Genomic DNA, 3851 nt, shown 5'->3' on the forward strand with positions numbered 1-3851 from the left:
TGACGAGCTGCGCATCAGCCACGAGCAGAACGTGATCCTGCCGCACGTACACAAATCCGATCTGCCAGAGCTTCACAGCATCCTCAAAGCGCACCGCCTTGCAACAGCGAACATTGGTCTGATCTCTGACATCATCGCCTGCCCCGGCATGGATTATTGTGCACTGGCGACAGCGCGTTCGATCCCTATCGCACAGCAAATTGCAACGCGTTTTGATGAACTCAAGCTTGAGCACGATATCGGTGATTTGAAGATCAAGATTTCCGGCTGCATCAACGCCTGTGGTCACCACCACGTCGCGCACATCGGCATTCTGGGCCTCGACCGTGCTGGTGTGGAGAACTACCAGATCACGCTGGGCGGCGATCACACAGAAACCGCTGCGATTGGTGAACGTGCAGGACCGGGTTTCTCTTACACAGAAATCGTTCCTGCGATTGAACGTCTTGTCGGCGCTTATATGGATATCCGTGCGAGCGAAGAAGAGACCTTCATCGAAACCTATCGTCGTCTTGGCATGGCACCGTTCAAAGCGGCGCTGTACCCAGAAAAAGCACAAGCCGATGCCGCTTAAGGAGCTCGCAAATGCGCTCAACGCACGACTGACCTCACGGAGCGCCCAACAAGCGCTGCGTGTGGCGCTCGATGCGCCTGAGCTAAAGGACATCGCTTTGGTGTCCAGCTTTGGCGCGGAGGCTGCAGTGCTGTTGCACTTGGTCGCTGTCACCAAGGCTGATTTGCCTGTGATCTTCTTGGATACGGGCAAACACTTCAGCGAGACTTTGGTCTATGTGCAAGAACTGACAGAGCGTTTGAAACTCACAAACGTGCGTCTGGTCTCGCCCGAGCAGGCTGCGCTTGATGCGGGTGATCCTTATGGTGCGCTGCATATGTCAGACACCGACGCATGCTGCGCCTTGCGCAAAAATATCCCGCTGGAGCAAACGCTTGCTGCGATGCCGGACTTGGATGCGATGATCACGGGGCGTAAACGCTACCAAGGGGGGCCGCGCGCCAACCTTGAAGTGTTTGAAGCAGATGAAGCGCTTGGCAAGATCAAGATCAACCCGCTTGCGCATTGGAAGCCCCATGATCTGCGCGAATACATGGAAGAAAACCGCCTGCCCAAGCACCCATTGCTGGCCAAGGGCTATCTGTCGATTGGCTGTGCGCCCTGCACCAGCCCAGTTGCAGAAGGCGAAGACGCCCGTTCAGGCCGTTGGCGCGGAAGCGACAAGGTCGAATGCGGAATACACTTTATCAACGGACAAGCGGTTCGCGGTCCTGTGACACAGAAAGAAGAAGTATGACTGTTTTGGTAACCGACGCTGGCTTTGGTCCAGACACGTGGACTGGCGCAATTGATCTGGATTTGGCTTCTGACGCCGATCCAACAACTTTGGAGCTCAGCGAAGATCTGAAAATGATCCGCGTTGATTTCCCTAGCTTTGCAGATGGCCGTGGCTTCACGATCGCACGCCAATTGCGCCTGCGTGGCTACAAGGGGCGCTTGCGTGCCCGTGGTCATGTGATAGCTGATCAATATGCCATGGCACGTCGCTCTGGCTTTGATGAAGTCGAAATTGATGACGCGCTAGCCACCCGCCAGCCAGAAGCCGATTGGCTTGCTCGTGCGGATTGGCAGTCTGGTGACTACCAAAATCGTCTGCGCGGATAGGTCCGTCAAACAGAACCCTTTTCAAACACGAAAAACCAGTATAGATGGGGAAACAGACTAAAAATCTGTTTGTACACATATGAATGAGATCACGCCCGTGACCAATGCAGCCGCTGCAGTAGCACCCAAAACTCCGACGCTCCCAGACGCCCAGACGGTGACTGAGGTCAAGCATTGGACAGACCGCCTCTTTTCTTTCCGTATGACGCGCCCTGCGTCCATGCGTTTTCGCTCTGGCGAATTCGTCATGATTGGCCTGATGGGAGATGTGAACCCGAAGACCGGCAAGCAAAAACCATTGCTGCGCGCCTACTCTATCGCCTCCCCGAGCTGGGATGAAGAATTGGAGTTTTACTCCATCAAGGTGCAAGACGGCCCGCTAACATCCAAGCTGCAGCACATCAAAGTGGGCGATGAAGTCATCTTGCGTCCAAAGCCTGTTGGCACATTGGTGCATGACGCGCTGATCCCAGGCAAGCGTCTGTGGTTCTTCGCAACAGGCACCGGCTTTGCACCATTTGCATCCTTGCTGCGCGAGCCGCAAACCTATGAAGATTATGATGAAATCGTCATCACCCACACCTGCCGTGAAGCGGGTGAGCTGACCTATGGCCGCGAGCTCATCGAATCCCTTAAAGATGACGAATTGCTGAATGAAGTGATCGGCGAAGGCTTCTGGAAGAAGATCAAATACTACCCCACAACAACGCGCGAAGAGAGTGCGAAGATGGGCCGTATTACCGATCTGATGAAATCTGGCGAAGCGTTCAAAGACCTTGGCGTTGAACCTTTGAACCCAGACACTGATCGCGCGATGATCTGCGGCAACTTGGCCTTCAACTTGGAACTCAAGGATATGTTCGAAGAGTACGGCCTTGAAGAAGGCGCAAATTCAAAACCAGCGCATTACGTGGTTGAGAAAGCTTTCCTCGATTAAACTTACCGTAGGGTGCGTGGTATCACGCACCCTACCCCCCCGCTCAGCCCGTATACGCGGAGAGCACACTCCCCTCCACCGTTATCCGATGCATCAAGCGTCCGTGCCCGGCGTAATCGGCGCAGGCGAAATGTTGCACCAAACGGTTATCCCAAATCGCAACGCTCCCCTCTTCCCAACGCAATCGGCAGCTATATTCCGGCCGCGTCGCATGGGCATAGAGATACCTCAGCAGCGGCGCGCTTTCCTCTTCGCTCCATCCCTCAAACTGCGTCGTGAAATCACCGTTCACGTAGAGACACGGCGCACCCGTCGTGGGATGGGCAATTATACAGGGGTGATAGACGGGTTCCTTGAAGGCCTTGGCGTCCGCTTCGATCCCCACGTTGCTCTGTGCAAAGCTACCATCGGAATGCACCGCTCTGAGCCCGCGCAAGGTGGTCTTGAGGCCCTCGCTCAGGCTATTGTAGGCAGCCGTCATCGACGCAAAGAGCGTATCGCCGCCAAATGCGGGGAGTTCACGCGCGGCAAGGATAGAACACATCGCGGGTGCCGGATCATAGGAATGATCAGTGTGCCAAGTACCCCCAATGACGCGCGTCATGTCAGGGGAGGTGCGCACCTCAGCGATCATGGGATGGGTCGCAACGGGCGTGAAGAAGCGGTTGATATCAATCGCGCCAAAGCGCTCTACCAAGGCGATATGTGCCTCGGGCGTGATGGACTGGTTCCGAATGACGATCATACCGTGCGCGAACAGCGCATCCCGAAGGTCGTTAAATCCAGTGTCGCCCAGATCCGTTAAATCGACTTGAGTGATTTCAGCGCCAACGGCGCCAGACATCTTCGCAATGTGCATTCTGTGTCTCCCTAGAACAGAGGGAGCCTGTTTGCGCGAAAATAAGCAAGAAAAAACCCCGCTCCGAAAAGCGGGGTTTCTAAAACTAATCTACAGGTTCGTTTAGAGACCCATTGCAGATTTGATCTGATCAAGAACGCCTTGAAGCAACTCAGGATTTTCCTGCGCGCTGCTCAACGCGGTTTTCAGCGCTGTTTTCTTAAGTGCGCCGATTTCAGAACCGTCAATCATTTCAGACACTTTGTCCAAGTTAAAGCCGTCTGTCGTGAGCAAATCAGCAATGCCGCCTGTCGCGTCAGATGCAGCATCAGTCGCAGCGTCTACAGCCGTATCAGTCGCTGTTTCGGTCACGGCTTCAACTGCATCGCTTGCAGCCT

General features: G+C 54.8%; 5 protein-coding genes and 1 pseudogene. 4 read left to right on the forward strand and 2 right to left on the reverse strand.

What is annotated here, in order from left to right:
- From ABJQ89_RS10030 to ABJQ89_RS10045, 4 genes are all read left to right on the forward strand, one after another.
- On the forward strand, window positions 1-574 hold a 574-nt coding region (locus ABJQ89_RS10030), incomplete at its 5' end, for a nitrite/sulfite reductase (protein ID WP_348496106.1).
- Window positions 564-1310 (forward strand): phosphoadenylyl-sulfate reductase, encoded by a 747-nt coding sequence (locus ABJQ89_RS10035; RefSeq protein WP_348496107.1) that lies wholly within the window; start codon window positions 564-566, stop codon window positions 1308-1310. The genes ABJQ89_RS10030 and ABJQ89_RS10035, both read left to right, overlap by 11 nt.
- Window positions 1307-1678 (forward strand): DUF934 domain-containing protein, encoded by a 372-nt coding sequence (locus ABJQ89_RS10040; protein ID WP_348496108.1) that lies wholly within the window; start codon window positions 1307-1309, stop codon window positions 1676-1678. Before ABJQ89_RS10035 ends, ABJQ89_RS10040 begins: the two co-directional genes overlap by 4 nt.
- 79 nt (window positions 1679-1757) lie before the next feature.
- Entirely contained in the window at window positions 1758-2615 is an 858-nt protein-coding gene (locus ABJQ89_RS10045) for a ferredoxin--NADP reductase (RefSeq protein ID WP_348496109.1), read from the forward strand.
- 43 nt (window positions 2616-2658) lie between these two features.
- On the opposite strand, the gene ABJQ89_RS10050 is transcribed toward ABJQ89_RS10045, so the two are convergent.
- Complete coding sequence (locus tag ABJQ89_RS10050; RefSeq protein ID WP_348496110.1) at window positions 2659-3474, reverse strand: TauD/TfdA family dioxygenase; 816 nt, start codon at window positions 3472-3474, stop codon at window positions 2659-2661.
- Window positions 3475-3576: 102 nt separating this feature from the next.
- Window positions 3577-3851 (reverse strand): annotated as a pseudogene (locus ABJQ89_RS10055) (hypothetical protein); the annotation flags it as partial.

The sequence above is a fragment of the Planktotalea sp. genome (assembly GCF_039984035.1).
Taxonomy (GTDB): Bacteria; Pseudomonadota; Alphaproteobacteria; order Rhodobacterales; family Rhodobacteraceae; genus Planktotalea.

What these genes read in the sequence shown, in the direction of transcription:
- ABJQ89_RS10035 (WP_348496107.1), top strand. Translation starts at nt 564, where the DNA reads ATGCCGCTTAAGGAGCTCGCAAATGCGCTCAACGCACGACTGACCTCA.
- ABJQ89_RS10040 (WP_348496108.1), top strand. Translation starts at nt 1,307, where the DNA reads ATGACTGTTTTGGTAACCGACGCTGGCTTTGGTCCAGACACGTGGACT.
- ABJQ89_RS10045 (WP_348496109.1), top strand. Translation starts at nt 1,758, where the DNA reads ATGAATGAGATCACGCCCGTGACCAATGCAGCCGCTGCAGTAGCACCC.
- ABJQ89_RS10050 (WP_348496110.1), bottom strand. Translation starts at nt 3,474, where the DNA reads ATGCACATTGCGAAGATGTCTGGCGCCGTTGGCGCTGAAATCACTCAA.